Source organism: Lactiplantibacillus modestisalitolerans, assembly GCF_005405425.1.
GTDB classification, from domain to species: Bacteria; Bacillota; Bacilli; order Lactobacillales; family Lactobacillaceae; genus Lactiplantibacillus; species Lactiplantibacillus modestisalitolerans.
Genome location: NZ_BJEA01000001.1, coordinates 160,650 through 178,361, shown reverse-complemented (window position 1 = coordinate 178,361; position 17,712 = coordinate 160,650). Strand labels below are relative to the sequence as shown.

Below are 17,712 nucleotides of genomic sequence, written 5' to 3'. Positions count from 1 at the left end.
AAAAATGGTTCAAGGGAGAAAAAGCAACCCTTGAACCATCGGGAAACTATTCAATTAATTATAACGCAACTAGCGGGTTTTAACAGCATCGTAATGGGAACGAACGTTACCGTACCACCAGTGTCCGAAGTGCTTTTGCATCCACGGAACAACCCAGTAGTCCAACCCAAATGTCCGGCCGGAACCGTTCATGAGGGCGAGGGCCGCGAAGACCATCCAAAGGTTAACCCAGTAGAACATCCCGGATAAGCAGAAGACAACGACCAAGCCAATCGTGATTGCGTTAGCTAACCAACTGAAGAGTCCGAAGAAGATGCAAAGGGCGATGACGATTTCAACACAGGTCATAAACTTCTGGAAGAAGAGGGCCATTTGCAAATCGGGAATCATGAGCTTCGTCATTGACTGGAACCAGTCGGGGCTCTTTTCAAAGACCATTAGCGGATCTTGACCGTACATGTACGATAAACTGAAGACCCCCTTGGCGGAAGTCGTCGCCGCTTCGGAAGCGCCGCTGGTTGCGGCAGAAGCAGCTGAACTTGCACCACTGGTCGTTGCAACTTGAATCCAACTGAATGGTAAGCGCAACTTGTCAGTAAACCAGGAACCGTCGCCTTGAACTTTCGTCCAGCAGTCCCACAGCCACATTGCACCGTAGAAGAACCGGAGTGGCACGCTCCAGAGAACGTTCCCGAGCCGAGAAGTCCAGCCCCGGAAGACGTTCCGGTTGTTGCGGGTCCGGAAGAATTCGCGGATGAAGTACTGGAATAAGTAGTAGCCGGAGAAAATCGTCACGTAGTACAACCAGTTGATGGCGTGCTTTAAGAGTACCGCGATGAAACCGGAAACGTTCCAGTTGTCCAAAACTTGCGCAACCGCGTACTTGGAACCAATCGAGTCAACGGAAGCTTGGTACGCCCCTTTGAATGGCTTGATTTCCTTAGTCGTACCATCAATGTTCTTAATAATCCCTTCAACCGCTTTCCCAGCAGTTTCTTCGGCACCTTGAACGATTTGAGGCACTGGCCGTGGTTGATCCGGTTCTTGGTAACTCGTTGAGTCGCCGGCTAAGAAGATGTTGTCATGATCCTTAGCTTGCATGAATTGGTTAGCGACTAACCGGCCACCCCGTGGATTAGTTTCCATGCCGAAGTTCTTAACCACGCTGTTAGCCCGCACACCGGCGGTCCAAATTAACGTGTAAGTTGGAATCGGGTCCTTATCTTTCAAGTTAACGTGGTCTTCAGCAACTTCGGTAATCATCGAGTTGGTCATGATCTCGACGCCGTGTTTCTTCATATATTTCTCCGCTTTACCCGCCTGGGTGCGGTTCAACATATTAATAATTGTTGGTGCCGCTTCAACTAATTGAAGGGTAATTTCACTCGGGTCTAACTTGTTATCCCGGGCTAAGACGTCGCGGTATTCAATCAATTCACCGACCAGTTCGGAACCGGTAAACCCGGACCCACAGACGGTTAGCGTTAACATTGCTTTACGCTTAGCGGGGTCGAGTTCAGCGGCCCCCTTACGAATAATTGCTGAGATGTGAGCTCGTAAAGCCATGGCTTGTTCGAAGGACCAGAGTTCAAATCCGTGTTCCTTAACGCCGGGAGTTCCAAAGTCATTGGATTCCCCACCGACACAGATTAGTAGTTGGTCGTATTGATAACTACCGTGTTCCGTAACAACGGCCTGTTTGTCCTTATCAATCGTTTTTACCGTGTCCGTAACGAGCCGAACATTTTTGCGCCGTGCGAACAACCGTTGCAAGTCATATTGAACATGCTCTGGTTCCACCCGTTCAGTGGCCACTTCATGTAATTCGGTCATGTACGTGAAGTATGAATGCCGATCGATTAACGTGATTTCAACGTCCGGATTCTTTTTAAAGTGTCTGGACAGTTTCTTGGTCGCGTATACACCGGCAAACCCCGCACCGACAACGACAATATTTTTCTTTGCCATTGCGTAACAACTCCCTTAAATAATAGTTAATAAATAATAATTCCACTAACAATTATAACGATAATGTAAGCGGTTGTCTATGAGTTATTGGGAAGAATGCATAATATATCACATTAATTTGGTTTTAAATTCTAGGAACCGTTTTACAGTAGTAAAAACGCTATCATACACGGTGTAATCATCATTTTTGTAATTATTTTTCCGGAATAGGATTGACTATTTGCAATTTAAACGTTAAGATAAATGTGAATTTTCATACAAAAAGGTTAGGAGTGGGATATTATGAAGCTTAAAGCAGTTTTAAGTAGTGCTTCAGTCGTTGCAATTTCAGCATTAGCGTTAGCAGGTTGTGGAAGCAGTTCATCAAGTTCTAGCTCATCATCAAAGAAGAGTTCATCATCTTCCAGCTCAGCGAAGACAACTAAGGTTGCCAAATTAACCGCGGGCAGCAAAATGAAAGCGGGTACTTATAAGCTCGAAGAACAAAACTACTCACACGGTTACAAGGTTAAGATGAGTATTACCGTCAACAAGGATGGTAAGATTACGAGCTCAACTTACGACCAAGTTAATAAGGACGGCAAGTCCAAGGTTGACGACACTGATTACAACAAGCAAATGAAGAAGGTTTCTGGGACGAACCCGAAGGCTTATATTCCTAAGTTGAACAAGTCCTTGACTTCTTCCAAGGTTGCTACTGGTAACGTTGGTGCGATTGACGTTGTCTCGGGGGCAACCGAATCTTCCAAGACGTTCCAAAACTACACCCAACAATTAGTTCAAGCTGCCCAAGCGGGTAAGACGGACACCATCAAGATTGACAACGGTGCCAAGATGCAAGACGGGACTTACAAGTTGGAAGAAAAGAACTACTCACACAACTATAAAGTTACCTTTGCGATCACGGTTAAGGACGGTAAGATTACCGAATCTAACTATGATAACGTTAACAAGGACGGCAAGTCCAAGGTTGACGACACTGACTACAACAAGCAAATGAAGAAGGTTGCTAAGACGAACCCGAAGGCTTACCAACCAGCTTTGAACAAGTCATTGGTTAAGAACAGTGACCCTGCTAAGGTTGACGTTGTCACTGGTGCGACTGAATCTTCGAACACCTTCGTACTTTATGCGGAACAATTACAAAACGCCGCACAAAAGGGTGACACGAACACGATTACTGTCGATAACATGATCTTTTCAGAATAGTCATTAAGCATTGATATAATTTTCAGGGACCTGAGGCGTCGTTGCCGCAGGTCCTTTCTTGTCATGTGGGCGATTTGTATGCTAGTTAACAAGGCAGATTTAGATACGGCGCCGGTTAAAAGGGCGCTCTAACCGCAATCGGCAGTGACGCGGATGCGACGGTGGCGGTTAGCGTTGCCAAGTTGCCGGATGCATGGTTGCTAGTGCACAAATTAAGCCATGGAATGTGGTCATTAGGAGAACGACTAACAAATAGTTCGCACGTATTTACGGGATTGCGGTTAGGGTTAGCGGTGCGTGGCACCGCGTTTTAACCAAGCTGTTCGATTCACTCACCCGGTCAACGTGAAATTTTGGTATAATTACGGGTGAAATTACTTAATTTAAGGGAAGTTATCAGCTTATGAAACTGAAAAAATGGATTCAGTTAATGCTGGTCGTCATTTTGGTGCTACCCTTGGCGGCTTGTAGCGTTAATTCAAAAAAGGAAAATGCAGCTAGCAAGCGGCCAAAACCGACGAAGGTCGTGCAAACGCCGGATGAGGATACCCAGTTTATGATGGGGACCGTTGTGACACTGCGAGTTTATAATAAGAATAAGAAGAAAGTGCTGAACGGCGCCTTTAAATTACTCAAAAAAGAAGCGAAGCAGGTTACCGTCAACGGTAAGGGCTCCGAAATTGACAAGGTTAACGCGGCGGCTGGTAAGCACCCGGTCAAGGTCAGCAAAAACATCTATCCGATGATCAAAGCAGCTTATTATTATAGTAAGAATTCGGATGATTCTTTCGATTTAGCGATTGGACCGATCACCCAGTTGTGGCACATTGGTTTTTCCGATGCGAAGGTGCCGACCCAGCAAGAAATTGATCAAAACTTGAAGTTGGTTGATTATCATAAGGTTAAACTGAACGACAAGAAACGGACCGTTTACCTGAAGGAAAAGGGCATGCAATTGGACCTTGGTGGGATTGCTAAGGGCTTCATGGCCGATCAAGTTAGCGACTATTTCTTGAACCACGGCGTTTCAACCGCCATCATCGACTTAGGTGGGAACATCTACGTGTTAGGGGATAGTCCGAAGGGGACTAAGTCTGGTAACTGGACCGTCGGCATTCAAGATCCGGATGCCTCGCGGGGAACCGCAATTGGTTCGATTCCGACTAAGAACATGTCAATTGTGACCTCCGGGATTTACGAGCGTTACTTGAAGAAGAATGGTAAGGTTTATAGCCACTTAATGGATCCGAAGAGTGGGGCACCTTATCAAAATAATTTGATGGGGGTTTCAATCATCTCCAAGAAGTCGATGGACGGAGACGCCCTGTCAACGGCGACCTTTGATAAGGGGCTGAAAGCCGGAATGCGTTACATTAACGGTAAGGCTGACCAGGGCATCGGCGCAATCTTCATTACGAAGGATAAGAAGGTCTACGTTTCCAATAATTTGAAGGATAAGTTCACGTTATTTGGTGATAATGGCTATAAATACGGTCCGACTAGTGATTTGAAATAGTGAGATATGGTATTATTAGAACCATCAATTTAAGGAAATGAGGGACGATTGTGAGTCCGATTATCGACGTGGAACATTTGAACTATCGCTACCCGCAGCAAGCCGCCGACCAGCTGACGTTAACTGACATTTCATTTAGCGTGGCGCCGGGCGAGTGGGTCGCAGTCGTCGGCCATAACGGCTCCGGTAAGTCGACCTTGGCAAAAAACTTGAACGGTCTGTTAGCGCCCGAATCGGGAACGATTACGGTTGCCGGTCAGGTGCTATCAGCTGAAACTGTTTGGGACGTTCGCCGGCAAATCGGGATGGTTTTCCAAAATCCAGATAACCAGTTTGTGGGGGCTACCGTTGAGGATGACGTGGCGTTTAGCTTAGAAAATCAGGGGATTCCCAGGGATGAAATGCTGACGCGGGTGGCGCAAGCCTTAAAACAAGTGAACATGCAGGATTTCGCGACCCGGGAGCCGGCGCGCTTGTCCGGTGGTCAAAAACAGCGGGTGGCGCTGGCTGGCATGATTGCGGCCCGACCGCGCATCCTGATTTTAGATGAAGCGACTTCGATGTTGGATCCGCAGGGCCGCGCCGAAGTGTTGCAAACGATCCGCGCGATGAAAGCGAACAGCGAACTCACCGTGCTCTCAATTACCCACGACATTGACGAAGCGGCTAGCGCAAACCGCATTCTTGTGATTAACGACGGCCACTTAGAAGAGGCCGGCACCCCGGCTGAAATTTTTGCGCACGGGGAAGCGCTCATTAACTTGGGCCTGGACATGCCCTACGCCGAACGGCTCAAAGCGGCGTTGAAGCGCCAAGGGGTGCAGGTGCCAACAAGTTACTTAACGGAGAAAGGAATGGCGGACTGGTTATGGCAATTACGTTCAAACAAGTAGATTTCACCTACCAACCCGGGACGCCGTTTGAAACGAAGGCGCTGACGGACATTAACGTGACGATTCCGACCGGCTCCTACACGGCCTTAATTGGCCACACTGGGAGTGGTAAGTCGACGTTACTTCAGCACTTAAATGCGCTCCTAAAGCCGACGAAGGGGACGGTCACGATTGGGAAACGGGTCATTACGCCCGAAACCAGTAACAAGGACCTGAAACGCTTGCGGCAACACGTCGGGATCGTTTTTCAGTTTCCTGAAAGTCAGTTATTTGAAGAAACCGTTGCTAAGGACATTGCGTTTGGACCGCAAAACTTTGGTAAGTCGGAAGCAGAAGCAATGCAGATCGCGGAGCAGATGTTAGCCCTCGTCGGCTTAGACCGAGCGTTATTAACGCGGTCACCGTTTGATTTGTCCGGTGGGCAGATGCGCCGGGTGGCAATTGCCGGCGTGTTAGCGATGCAACCCGACGTCCTAGTACTGGATGAACCCACTGCCGGACTTGATCCGCAGGGGCGGCTCGAAATGATGGAAATGTTTGCCCGCTTGCGTCATGAGCGTGATTTAACCGTTGTGTTGGTTACGCATCAAATGGACGACGTTGCCAACTACGCCGATAACGTGATTGTGATGGACCGCGGTCAGGTCGTTAAGACCGGCACGCCGCGTGAAATTTTTAAGGACCCCCAGTGGCTGGTCAAACACCAGCTGGGGCTGCCGAAAACGACGGCCTTTGCGCACGAACTCCAGGCGGCTGGGTGGCAATTCAAACAGTTGCCCTTAACCGAAGACGAATTGGCGGAGGAGATTGCCGCCCAGTTACCACCACAAGCGTTTGGGGGTGACCCGGCTAAATGATGAGCAAGCTGATTTTTGGGCGCTTTATTCCGGGAAATTCGGTGATTCATCGGATGGACCCGCGGGCCAAACTACTATTGAGTTTTTATTTCATTGGAATTATCTTCATTGCTAATAATTGGCCGACCTACGTTGTGTTGTTCGCCTTTACGTTTGCGGCGATCGCCCTTTCAGGCGTAAAGTGGTCTTTCTTCATCAACGGGGTGAAACCGCTGATTTGGCTGATCCTGTTCACCGTCATTTTGCAGGTACTGTTTAGTTCCGGCGGCGGGCAGGTCTACTGGAAGTGGGGCATCATTACGATCAGTCAGTTCGGGCTAATCAATGGGGTCTACATTTTTTGCCGCTTCGTGTTGATCATCTTTATGTCGACTTTGCTGACGTTAACGACGCCACCGTTGGAATTGTCCGACGCGATTGAGTACATTTTGATGCCGCTAAAGGCGGTCCGTTTTCCGGTTTACGAAGTGGCGTTAATGTTATCGATTGCGCTCCGTTTTGTGCCAACCTTAATGGACGAAACGGAAAAGATTATGAACGCGCAGCGGGCCCGCGGGGTCGATTTTGGTGAAGGTAACATCTTTCAACAAATGCGAGCCGTCGTGCCGTTACTGATTCCACTTTTCGTGAGCTCGTTTAACCGGGCCGAAGATTTGGCGACGGCGATGGAAGCCCGCGGTTACCAAGGCGGTGAAGGTCGGAGTAAGTTCCGGGTGTTAAAGTGGCACAACCGCGACACTTGGGCGACCGTAATTTTTGTCATTTTGACGGGCGTTTTGGTTTACTTACGCGCGTAAATTTAGTAGAGTTGGTCGGGCCGGTGGGCACGGCCAACCTTTTTGACTGATGGAGGCAAATGTGACAACCAGATATAAAGTAGTTTTAGCATACGACGGCACCAACTTTGCCGGTTTTCAGCGCCAACCGCACCAACGGACGGTCGAGCAAGTTTTTAGTCGGGCCGTGAATAAAATGGCTAAGGATCCGCAACCGCCGATCGTGGTTTACGGGGCGGGGCGGACGGATGCCGGCGTGCACGCCTTCGGTCAGACGATTCACTTTGATTTACCAAAGGAAATCCATCCCGAAGGCGTTCGTCGCGGTCTAAATAGTTTGCTGCCGATGGACACCTTGATCAAGCAAGTTGAAATCGTACCGGCAACTTTTCACGCCCGCTACGATACGGTGGGGAAGCGTTATTGGTACCGAGCGTACCAAAACGAATTCGTTGATCCGTTCAAGCGGGACTATACCGGCCATTTTAAGTTTCAGGCCGACATTGATCGCATTCAACAAGCGATTCACGACTTAGAGGGGCGGCACGATTTTTCCACCTTCGTTGCGTCGGGGTCGCAAGTGCACGACCACGTGCGCGAGATTTACGAGGCGAAGGCCTGGGCGTTACCTGACGAAAACGAAATTCAGTTCGAATTTTGTGGTAGCGGCTTTTTGTACAACCAGGTCCGAATCATGGTTGCGGTTTTAATGGAAATTGGTCAGGGTCGGCGTCCCGTCGACTGCATCCCGGCACTACTTGCTGCCAAGGACCGGGAACAAGCCCGCGGCACTGCGCCTGCGTCCGGTTTATACATGAAAAAGGTCTATTATGATGCTCAAGAACTTGCAACTGATTTAAGAAATGATTGACTTCTGATGAGAAGTTCGGTAAACTAATCGTTGGTATTGTTTGCCCCACGATAAGCCCCGGAAATCTTATTGAGTGTCAAACAAACACAGAAAATGGAGGAACACAACGTGCGTACAACATATATGGCTAAACCAGGTGAAATTGATCGTAAGTGGTTCGTAGTTGATGCTACCGATGTACCTTTGGGTCGTCTCTCAACGGTCGTCGCATCAATCTTGCGTGGTAAGAACAAGCCCGTATTTACCCCTAACGTAGATACTGGTGACAACGTAATCGTTATTAATGCAAGCAAGGTCGCTTTAACTGGGAAGAAAGCTGAACGGAAGATTTACTATCATCATTCAGCTTATGCTGGTGGTTTAAAGGAACGGACTGCCGGTGACTTCTTAGCTAAGGAACCCACTAAATTGATTGAAACTTCAGTTAAAGGTATGCTTCCTCACAACTCTTTAGGCCACAAGATGGGCTTGAAGTTGCATGTTTATGCTGGTGCAGAACATACGCAACAAGCGCAAAAGCCTGAAGTTTTGGATATCACTAACTTAATCTAAGGAGGAAACTACATTGGCTCAAGTACAATATCGCGGCACAGGCCGTCGTAAAGATTCAGTAGCCCGCGTACGTTTAGTACCAGGTTCTGGTAAAATTGTTATGAATGACAAGTCTGTTGAAGACTACATTCCATTTGCAGATATTCGTAAAGAATTGTTACAACCATTCGAAGTTACTGAAACGACTGATCAATACGATGTTTTAGTTAACGTTAATGGTGGTGGCTTCCATGGTCAAGCCGGCGCAACTCGTCATGGGATTGCACGGGCATTGCTCGAAGTTGATCCTGACTTCCGGACACCTTTGAAGCGCGCAGGTCTCTTGACCCGTGACGCTCGGATGAAGGAACGGAAGAAGCCAGGTTTGAAGAAAGCCCGGAAAGCTTCACAATTCTCAAAGCGTTAATATTTTTAGAAATCGTTGTTATATCAACATTTTCTGGCTATATCGAAAAAGCACTTATCTTCGGATGGGTGCTTTTTTGTTAGAAAAAAACCACAAAAAAACCACATGGTTGTGATTTAAAGGGTTCGCTTCAAGGATGCTATGGTTGCTAGTGTTGGTTTGGTAAAAAGGCATTCAGTTGGATTCGGAACAAACTTACTGTGACTACAAAATAACGAGTAAGTTTGCACTTAACTTAGTAAACGTTCCATAGAATTGGTTTTATCAATTGAGACTGACTAAAGTACGCCGCAAAACCTCGTATTAAGGCTAATCTAGCCAGTAGCGGGTGTCACCATGGCTCAACTGCGAAATTATTCTTGGTCGGAAGTGGGGTGCTTCCGACTTAGAATAAGGCTCGAATTTGAGATTGCTCAGCGGTTTTCTGAGTGAGCTCAAATCGATGCCCGCAGTGTTCCAGCCACCCGGTGACACCCGCTGCTGGCGGCAGGATCAACACAAGTTGGTACAGGGATAGTTGAAATAGCTAAGAACCTGTGGAGGGCTATGTGAATGTTGGCCGACTAACGGAACGTTACGCAAATCATTTTCAGGTTGATGGCGTTCTGGAAGCGCCTTGTTCCAACCCCTTATTCAGGGTATCATGGCATAAACGAGGTAATGAAAATGATAAAACGATTATTAACGGAATATTGCTTAGGACTCCCGGGGTACCTGATTAGCCTGTACTTCGTTAGTCCGTTTCAGGGTCTGACCTGGTGGGTCTGGGTAGTCTACCTCTCCGTTGGCTACTGGCTGGCTTACCCGTGGCTGCTACATCGACGGCCCCAACTCGGTATCACCCGTAGCATGGACGACTACCAACCCCCATACGTGAAACAAATGACGGATCCCGATAAACGCGCTCCGCGGGAACCAGCGACCGAACAAGCGTCACTCGGCGCGGTCGTGCGCGAGGTCGGAGGCTTTGGTCTCATTCAAGTTGGACTGAAGCGCTGGGGGTTACTGTTACTGGCCATCCCGTGGTTAATTGTACTGGGCGTTAAAACGCTACGGCATTAAGTGTGGGGTCTGAAAGGATGCGGGTGCGTGACGGGCTTGCGGTTTGGGCGCCGGGGTCAGTTGAGCACCCGTTTGGCGACGGTGCAGGCTACAATCAGTGTAAAGGTTGGGACGGCCGTCTCAGCCTTTTTTTGCTTATAGTAATAGTAAGATAAGGCTTACTTCAAGTGTAAATATAAAAAAGTTAACTAAGCCTAAAAATTATTTGCATAAATGTTAATTATCCGTTATGATGAGGTCAGAACTAAAATACCGACAACCGCGATGAACGGAGGAACTTTGAATGTTAGAAGTACAAAACCTCACCGTGGCATACAGTGACACACCAGTCTTTACTGATGTTGCCGTTAACTTTAACGCCGGCAAAATTACTGGAATCATTGGCCCCAACGGTGCGGGAAAATCAACTTTAATCAAGGCCATGTTAGGCTTGATTAAGACGCAAACTGGAACGGTCACGTTTAATGGTCATACGTTAAAACAATTTCAAAAACAAATTGCTTACGTGGAACAGCGCAAAGACTTAGATTTGACCTTTCCAATCAACGTTTTTGACGTCGTTTTGACTGGGACCTACGGACGGTTAGGCCTTTTCCGGCAACCAAGTAAGGCTGACCGTAAACGCTGCCTGGAGGCTTTAAAGCAGGTCGACCTGGCGGAGTTTGCGGACCGGCAAATTGGCCAGCTTTCAGGGGGTCAGCTTCAACGGGTTTTCGTTGCCCGGGCAATCTTACAAAAAGCCGACCTGATTATTTTAGACGAGCCGTTCGTGGGAATTGACCTCCAAAGCGAAACTGCCATTATGGCAATCCTGCACGGCTGGCGGGATGCGGGTAAGACGATTATCGTCGTGCATCACGACTTAAACAAGGTGTCGCGCTACTTTGACGACCTCGTGATTTTAAACCACGGCATTGTGGATTATGGGCCGGTGGCCGACGTGTATACACCGACGAATATTGAACGAACGTTTAGTGCCGATCTCTCGGCAGTCCTATTTGCTCAGGGGGGTGCGCAAGCATGAATTCAGTGACAACTTTTGTGACCGCGCTTGGTCGCTATGATTTTTTACAGAGTGCTTTGATTACCGCCATTATGGTTGGAATCATGTCCGGCATGATTGGTAGTTTTATTATTTTACGGGGAATGTCGATGATGGGCGACGCCATCTCCCACGCGGTGCTTCCCGGGGTCGCGGTAGCCTACATGTTAGGAATCAACGTGATGATTGGAGCTTCCATTTTCGGCATTTTGGCTGCCGGGCTAATTGGACTGGTGGCGAGTCGCAGTAAAATTAAAACCGATACGTCAATTGGGGTCGTTTTTAGCGCCTTCTACGCACTTGGGTTTATCCTCATTTCGTTAGCTGAAAGTTCGACCAACTTACACCATATTTTGTTTGGGAATATTTTGGCCGTTAGTGATACTGATATGATGACGACCACGGTCGTATTAGGGCTGGTGATTCTATTCGTCGTGTTCTTCTATAAGGAGTTACTAATTACGTCGTTTGACCCCACCTTTGCCCAAACGTACGGTTTCCGCGTTCAAATTCTGCATTACGCGTTAATGCTAGTGCTGACACTCGTAACGGTCTCCGCGCTGCAAACCGTCGGGATTATCCTGGTAGTCGCAATGTTAATTACACCGGCTGCCACTGCCTTTCTATGGACGGATCGGTTAGCCGTGATGTTGGGATTAGCCGCTACGTTAGGCGCAATCAGCTCCGTAGTGGGGCTATACTTCAGTTACACGTTTAACTGGGCGTCGGGGCCCGCGATTGTACTGGTTGCGGCCGGGTTGTTCGGGATTTCCTTTGTCGTTTCACCCAAGCAAGCGTTACTACCAACTTTATTTAAGGGTAAGGCGCGTTTACGCCGGGCGACCGCATGAAGAAGAATTTAATTGCTTTGATTGGCGTGGTCGCGATGATTACCGGGATGGCCGTATTTTTAAATCAACGTCAAACCGTTGAGGCGGAAAAAACGACCAGCAACCGCTTGCAGGTCGTTAGCACGAACTCAATTATTGATGATATGGTCCGAAATGTCGGTGGCAACCACGTCGAGCACTACAGTATTGTGGCCCGCGGGACCGATCCGCACGAGTACGAACCGCGCCCAACCGATATTGCGGCGACCGCCGAAGCCGACGTGGTATTTTATAACGGGTTAAACTTAGAGACTGGCGGGAACGGCTGGTTTACGAAATTGGTGGAAACTTCCAAGAAGCAGTTTGATAAGGACGTTTTTGCGGTCTCGAAGGGTGTGCGGGTCCGGTATCTAACGACTAATGCGAACGAACCGGATCCCCATGCGTGGCTCGACTTAGCCAACGGGATTAAGTACGTGGAGACCATTAATCAGACGCTGCAGAAAAAAGATCCCGAACACGCAACGGCCTATCAGGAAAATACGGACCGCTACGTGGCGAAGTTAACGCAGTTGCACCAGGAAGCCCAGACGAAGTTCCGGCAAATTCCCGAAGCACAGCGGTTACTGGTGACTTCGGAAGGGGCCTTCAAGTATTTCTCAGCGGCCTACGACATTCCGGCTGCCTATATTTGGGAAGTGAACACGGAGTCGCAGGGGACACCGGAGCAAATGCGAACGGTAATTGCCAAAATCCACGCGTCGCAAGTTAAAAGCTTATTCGTGGAGTCGTCCGTTTCACCGAAGTCGATGAATAAACTGGCACAGGAAACGAACTTACCGGTAGCAAGTACGATTTTTACCGACTCGCTAGCGGCCAAGGGGAAGCCCGGTTCAACGTATTACGCGATGATGAAGTGGAATTTAGATCATATATATGATGGCTTAAAATAATTTGGAGGGGACGCACCGGTGAGACCGGGGCGTCTTTTTTAGGTTCGATGCTGTGGGTGTTGATCCGGTAAAAAAGGTGCGAATTGAGTTTTCAAAAAAACGACCACCCGCAGAAGCGAGTGGCCGCGTGGCCGACTTCACAGACCTTCGGAACGCTTGCGCGCCGATCCGGAGCTGCCGGCCGTGGTTTGGCACCGTCCAACATTATCCCATGGGTGCGGCTCGGCGTCAACCTTAGTCTTCTTGTTCAAACGATAATTCACTCATTGAGAGTTCTAGTTCGTCGAGCACGTCGTTTTCAGTTAAGAATGCTTCCCATGCTTCGGGCGTTTGGGCGCGGGTGTGGGGGCAATTTTATCGTGAATGTTGGCGATAACTTGGTCGAGCATTTTTTCAGCTTGGCGGTTGATCTCAGCCTCGTTAAACTGCCGGGCCGCTAAACGTTGCTCATTCTTCTGATTTAAAAAGGTCGTCGCTTTCTCCATGAAAATCGTGACGACCTGGGAGTTTGCGGTTAAGTAATTTTTTAACGTGTCATTATCCAAAATAATTCCTCCAATGTGGTTAGTTCTTATTATACCTGATTGGTTGGTTCCAGCGCACCGTGCAAAATGGTGAGTAGTTGTTTTTGCGCCGGCGTCAGAATGTGCGACGTCCGGTAGACGATACTCGTAATGAATTCGGGTTGTTCGTCATCGAGTAATTCGAGTTGCACCACGTCGTCGAGGTAGTGGTCAACGAGGGTGGTTAGAAAGCCGACCCCGACGTTGGCACTGATCACCTTCATTAACATGTGGGTATCGTTGGAGCGAAAGACGATGTGCGGCCGGAAGTGATTGCGCCGCGCTAAGCGATTAAAGGCAGTGTTGTGGATAAAGTTACTATTAAAGAAGACAAATTTTTCGTGGCGCAGTTCACTAAAATAGATGCGTTTGCGTTTAGCTAGCGGATGGTGCTTGGAAACGTAGATGGCAAACGGGGCGCGGTCGAACTCCTCGGCAATCAGCGCCGTGTAGGAAATTGGGTCGACCGAGCCGAGTAACGTCATATCAACCTGACCGTCCCGGACCGCGCTTCGTAACTTGTTGGAGCCCCCCTCAACGGTCTGAATGTTGGCTAGTAAGCCGGCTTCTTCAAGTTTGACCGCAATTGGCGGGAAATAGTGGTTTTCAATGATTGGTGGCAGCCCTAACACAATTTGCTGGTCGGTGAGGTTGGTGATTTCTTGGTGCGCAATTTCAAGTTGTCGCAGAATCAATTCAGCGTGTTTAGCCAACTGGTCGCCGCTAGCGGTGACCAAAATTTCGTTGTGAACGCGGTCGCGAATAATCAGTTTCGCGCCAAATTCCGCTTCAAGGCGTTTGACCGCCGTGGTGATGGTTGGCTGACTAACATTAAAATATTTAGCGACTTTTGAAAAGTTTTTTTGTAAAATTATTTGATTAAAATAGGCTAGGTCTTTTGTGTTCATGATTTCTCCTGTAATAGCGGCGTTTTAAACGACCTTATAAAAGATATTTATATCTTACCACAGATTTGACTATAAGATTTTCTTAAGATTAAACTGATGACTGTAAATTGATAAGCGTCCGTTACTGACGATGAACAAATTCCATGTTAGCCTGTAACCAGTTGAGACGTTTGTTTATTAAGATACTGAACTAGTCAAATAATGGAGGAACTTTCATGACCAAAACTGCAGATCAGATTTTAAACAACCCCTTCTTAAATAAAGGGACTGCATTCACGAACGAAGAACGGCACGCCTTAGGCTTAACCGGGACGTTACCAAGTAAGGTTCAAACGATTGAAGAACAAACGACCCAAGCTTATGCGCAATTTCAAAGTAAAGCGACCCGGTTAGAAAAACGGATTTTCTTAATGAATTTGTTTAATGAAAACCGGACGTTATTCTACCACTTAATGGACCAACACGTGGTGGAATTCATGCCAATCGTGTATGATCCGGTCGTTGCGGATTCAATTGAACAATATAATCAATTATTCTTAGATCCACAAAATGCGGCCTTTGTTTCGATTGATGCGCCTGAAGATATCGAAGCAACGCTGAAAAACGCCGCTGACGGTCGCGACATCCGCTTAGTCGTTGTAACCGACGCCGAAGGAATTCTCGGTATGGGTGACTGGGGTGTTAACGGTGTCGACATTGCCATTGGTAAGTTGATGGTTTACACGGCCGCTGCCGGGATTGACCCATCCCAAGTTCTGCCCGTTAGCATCGACGCCGGGACGAACAATCAACAACTCTTAGATGATCCGTTGTACTTAGGTAACCGGCACAAGCGGGTATACGGTGACAAGTATTACGACATGATCGACAAGTTTGTTGAAGCGGAACAAAAATTATTCCCAGAATCCTTACTGCATTGGGAAGACTTTGGCCGTTCAAACGCCCAAGTCATTCTTGATAAGTACAAGGATAAGATTGCCACCTTTAACGATGACATTCAAGGAACTGGGATGGTCGTATTAGCCGGAATTCTAGGTGCCCTGAACATCTCGAAGGAAAGCATTAAGGACCAAAAGATTCTGTCATTTGGTGCCGGAACTGCCGGCATGGGAATTGCTAACCAAATCATGGACGAATTGATGCAAGCGGGCTTATCCGAAGAAGAAGCTAAGCAACATTTCTACGCGGTTGATAAGCAAGGGTTGTTATTCGACGATACGGAAGACTTAACTCCAGCCCAAAAAGCCTTCACGCGTAAGCGGAGTGAATTTAGCAACGCTGACGAATTAACGAACTTAGAAGCCGTTGTTAAGGCCGTACATCCAACCGTCATGATTGGGACTTCGACCCAACCAGGCACTTTCACGGAAAGCATCATTAAGGAAATGGCCGCCCACACTGACCGCCCGATTATCTTCCCACTTTCCAACCCAACTAAGTTAGCGGAAGCTAAAGCGGAAGACTTGATTAAGTGGACTGACGGGCGCGCCTTAGTCGCAACTGGGATTCCAGCTGATGACGTGGAATACAAGGGTGTCACTTACCAAATCGGTCAAGGAAATAACGCCTTGATGTACCCTGGACTCGGTTTCGGGTTGATTGCGTCTACGGCGAAGGTTTTAAACAACGAAACCTTATCCGCAGCTTGCCACGCCCTTGGTGGGATCGTCGATACTGACAAGCCCGGTGCGGCCGTCTTACCACCAGTTTCTAAGATTACGGAATTTTCACAAACGCTTGCGACGGTCGTTGCCCAAAGCGTCCTTGATCAGAAGTTGAACAAGGAACCAATCGCCGACGCTAAGCAAGCCGTTGCCGACATGAAGTGGGTACCAGAATACTAAAGAGGTCGGCATAAGGCCAAAGAGATTAAGAGAATATGTAGGAAGTGGGGATTAAACACTCATGGGAGTTTTATGGAATTCGATTCAAAGCGTCCTCGTTGTCGTTTTGATCATGGTGCTTGGATTTATTTTACGGCGGACTGGTTGGTTTGATGACCAGTTTGCGGGCACAATTTCAAAATTTATTAAAAACATTGCACTGCCAGCATCGATTTTTGTTTCGGTGCTTGGCCGCCTAACGCTAGGCCAATTATCGTCATTTGCGGGTTACTTAGCGTACGCTTTCTTAGCCGTAATTATCGGTTATTTGATTGCTTACGCACTGGTTAAGATTTTACGCGTTCGGCCAGGTCGGCGCGGGATCTTTATTAACGCGATCGTCAACGCCAATACCATCTTCATCGGGTTACCGTTGAACATGGCCTTGTTCGGTGACAAGAGTATGACGTACTTCTTGGTTTACTACGTGGTGAACACCGTTTCAACGTGGGCGTTTGGGGTCTTCTTGATTTCAAACGACGATCCAACGAAACCAAAGCAAAAGCAGCATAACAAGATTGACTGGAAAAAGGTCATTCCGATGCCGTTGGTTGGGTTCATCGTTGCCCTGGTCTTCTTACTGTTGAACATTCCAGTGATGAAGGTTTCCTTCATTAACTCAACCTTAACTTACGTTGGGAACCTGGTAACACCACTTTCCCTAATCTATATTGGGATTGTCTTGGCAGACGCGGGCCTCAAGAGTATTCGTTTCGATCGCGATACGATCGTTGCGTTGATTGGGCGCTTCGTGATTTCACCAGCCATCATGGTGGCGGTCTTACTGGTCGCCGGCAACTTTGGGGCAACCTTCCCAACGTTGGCTAGCCAAACCTTGATTGTGCAATCCGCAACGCCAATGCTTGCGGTCTTGCCAATCTTGGCGAACGAGGCCCATGGGGACGTGGAATACGCGACGAACGTGGTCACGACCAGTACCGTGCTATTCATCGTTGTGGTTCCAATTCTAATGTCTTTGATTCAATTTATCTAAAGTTTAAGAGTGATGAGCGTCGTGCCTGCGGGTACGGCGCTTTTTTTGTGCGGTGATGGTGGTTATTAAATAAAAAATTTTTGTAATAAATTCTTATATTTTATTTGCAGTTGATGGTTAGTTGCTAGGTTGGCCGAACAAACTAGGTTAATTAGGATGGGCCGTTGAGTGAGGTGCCGGTGATTTAATAATTAAAACCGGACAACTAGTCCATTGAGATGTTAGCTGGGGTATTAAAGCCACAATCTTTATAAATTAGTATCGCCACGTAATCAAACCAATTTGGGGGTGCGTCTCACGTATTTTTTATTAATCAAAGCTCTTCACATTTAAGGGTATCCTATCAATATATACTAAATTTATATTGAAAAATAACGTGACTTGTCACCCCGGTTGGGTTAACTTACAGAAGCGCTTGAGCCTTAATTG

At 47.8% G+C, this 17,712-nt stretch carries 17 protein-coding genes; 14 read left to right on the top strand and 3 right to left on the bottom strand.

Annotated elements, in window-relative coordinates; genetic code table 11:
* Window positions 1–69: 69 nt before the first annotated feature.
* Window positions 70–1,968 carry an NAD(P)/FAD-dependent oxidoreductase gene (locus FFM79_RS00780; protein WP_137641576.1) on the bottom strand — a complete coding sequence of 633 codons (1,899 nt, stop codon included), beginning with the start codon at window positions 1,966–1,968 and terminating at the stop codon, window positions 70–72.
* 282 nt (window positions 1,969–2,250) lie between these two features.
* On the opposite strand from FFM79_RS00780, the gene pplA reads away from it, so the two are divergent.
* The 12 genes from pplA to FFM79_RS00720 all read left to right on the top strand — a co-directional run bounded on the left by pplA (window position 2,251) and on the right by FFM79_RS00720 (window position 12,935).
* Window positions 2,251–3,177, top strand: coding sequence for an extracellular electron transfer flavoprotein PplA (pplA, locus tag FFM79_RS00775; protein ID WP_137641575.1), 927 nt, complete (start codon window positions 2,251–2,253; stop codon window positions 3,175–3,177).
* Between the two features lie 403 nt (window positions 3,178–3,580).
* The gene (locus tag FFM79_RS00770) at window positions 3,581–4,693 is read left to right on the top strand and encodes an FAD:protein FMN transferase (RefSeq protein WP_137641574.1); all 1,113 of its coding nucleotides are present in this window, start codon (window positions 3,581–3,583) and stop codon (window positions 4,691–4,693) included.
* A gap of 50 nt (window positions 4,694–4,743) precedes the next feature.
* On the top strand, window positions 4,744–5,586 hold the full coding sequence (locus tag FFM79_RS00765) for an energy-coupling factor ABC transporter ATP-binding protein (RefSeq protein WP_170177339.1): 843 nt from the start codon (window positions 4,744–4,746) through the stop codon (window positions 5,584–5,586).
* Entirely contained in the window at window positions 5,562–6,443 is an 882-nt protein-coding gene (locus FFM79_RS00760) for an energy-coupling factor ABC transporter ATP-binding protein (protein WP_137641572.1), read from the top strand. The genes FFM79_RS00765 and FFM79_RS00760 overlap by 25 nt, the downstream gene beginning before the upstream one ends.
* The gene (locus FFM79_RS00755) at window positions 6,440–7,240 is read left to right on the top strand and encodes an energy-coupling factor transporter transmembrane component T family protein (RefSeq protein ID WP_137641571.1); all 801 of its coding nucleotides are present in this window, start codon (window positions 6,440–6,442) and stop codon (window positions 7,238–7,240) included. The genes FFM79_RS00760 and FFM79_RS00755 overlap by 4 nt, the downstream gene beginning before the upstream one ends.
* Window positions 7,241–7,301: 61 nt before the next feature.
* Window positions 7,302–8,090, top strand: a complete 789-nt coding sequence (gene truA / locus FFM79_RS00750) for a tRNA pseudouridine(38-40) synthase TruA (RefSeq protein ID WP_137641570.1) — start codon at window positions 7,302–7,304, stop codon at window positions 8,088–8,090.
* Between the two features lie 108 nt (window positions 8,091–8,198).
* Complete coding sequence (gene rplM / locus FFM79_RS00745) at window positions 8,199–8,642, top strand: 50S ribosomal protein L13 (protein ID WP_137641569.1); 444 nt, start codon at window positions 8,199–8,201, stop codon at window positions 8,640–8,642.
* Between the two features lie 13 nt (window positions 8,643–8,655).
* Window positions 8,656–9,048, top strand: coding sequence for a 30S ribosomal protein S9 (rpsI, locus tag FFM79_RS00740; protein ID WP_137641568.1), 393 nt, complete (start codon window positions 8,656–8,658; stop codon window positions 9,046–9,048).
* 666 nt (window positions 9,049–9,714) lie between these two features.
* On the top strand, window positions 9,715–10,110 hold the full coding sequence (locus tag FFM79_RS00735; protein ID WP_137641567.1) for a hypothetical protein: 396 nt from the start codon (window positions 9,715–9,717) through the stop codon (window positions 10,108–10,110).
* Between the two features lie 283 nt (window positions 10,111–10,393).
* Window positions 10,394–11,134: a metal ABC transporter ATP-binding protein gene (locus FFM79_RS00730; RefSeq protein WP_137641566.1), complete on the top strand. Its 741-nt coding sequence runs from the start codon at window positions 10,394–10,396 to the stop codon at window positions 11,132–11,134.
* Window positions 11,131–12,003, top strand: a complete 873-nt coding sequence (locus tag FFM79_RS00725) for a metal ABC transporter permease (protein ID WP_137641565.1) — start codon at window positions 11,131–11,133, stop codon at window positions 12,001–12,003. Before FFM79_RS00730 ends, FFM79_RS00725 begins: the two co-directional genes overlap by 4 nt.
* Window positions 12,000–12,935 carry a metal ABC transporter substrate-binding protein gene (locus tag FFM79_RS00720; protein WP_137641564.1) on the top strand — a complete coding sequence of 312 codons (936 nt, stop codon included), beginning with the start codon at window positions 12,000–12,002 and terminating at the stop codon, window positions 12,933–12,935. The genes FFM79_RS00725 and FFM79_RS00720 overlap by 4 nt, the downstream gene beginning before the upstream one ends.
* A 302-nt stretch (window positions 12,936–13,237) precedes the next feature.
* Here the strand turns inward: FFM79_RS00720 and FFM79_RS00715 are convergent, their stop codons facing one another.
* A complete protein-coding gene (locus FFM79_RS00715) occupies window positions 13,238–13,480 on the bottom strand; it encodes a hypothetical protein (RefSeq protein WP_225424340.1) in 243 nt (80 codons plus the stop codon).
* A gap of 29 nt (window positions 13,481–13,509) precedes the next feature.
* Window positions 13,510–14,406 (bottom strand): LysR family transcriptional regulator, encoded by an 897-nt coding sequence (locus tag FFM79_RS00710; protein WP_137641563.1) that lies wholly within the window; start codon window positions 14,404–14,406, stop codon window positions 13,510–13,512.
* 215 nt (window positions 14,407–14,621) lie between these two features.
* Here FFM79_RS00710 and FFM79_RS00705 point away from each other — a divergent pair, with 215 nt between their 5' ends.
* Both FFM79_RS00705 and FFM79_RS00700 read left to right on the top strand, forming a co-directional pair.
* Entirely contained in the window at window positions 14,622–16,250 is a 1,629-nt protein-coding gene (locus FFM79_RS00705) for a malolactic enzyme (protein ID WP_137641562.1), read from the top strand.
* Window positions 16,251–16,311: 61 nt separating this feature from the next.
* The gene (locus FFM79_RS00700) at window positions 16,312–17,283 is read left to right on the top strand and encodes an AEC family transporter (protein WP_137641561.1); all 972 of its coding nucleotides are present in this window, start codon (window positions 16,312–16,314) and stop codon (window positions 17,281–17,283) included.
* Window positions 17,284–17,712: the final 429 nt, after the last annotated feature.